1 pseudogene is annotated in these 223 nt (G+C 65.0%); it reads left to right on the top strand.

Annotated features, from left to right (window positions below):
* A pseudogene (gene groEL / locus ACSC1Q_RS43330) lies at nt 1-223 on the top strand (chaperonin GroEL); the annotation flags it as partial.

Below are 223 nucleotides of genomic sequence, written 5' to 3'. Positions count from 1 at the left end.
CCTCACCTCGATGTACTTCGTCACCGACCCGGAGCGTATGGAGGCCGTCCTCGACGACCCGTACATCCTCGTCGTCAACTCCAAGGTGTCCGCCAACAAGGACCTGCTCCCGGTCCTCGACAAGGTCGTGCAGGCCGGCAAGCCGCTGCTGATCATCGCCGAGGACGTCGAGGGCGAGGCCCTGGCCACCCTGGTCGTCAACAAGATCCGCGGTCTGTTCCGC

This window comes from Streptosporangium heterodermiicola (assembly GCF_051390675.1).
Lineage (GTDB): Bacteria > Actinomycetota > Actinomycetes > Streptosporangiales > Streptosporangiaceae > Streptosporangium.
Note: the sequence above shows the minus strand (reverse complement) of the source record. Positions and strands in the feature narration are given on the sequence as shown.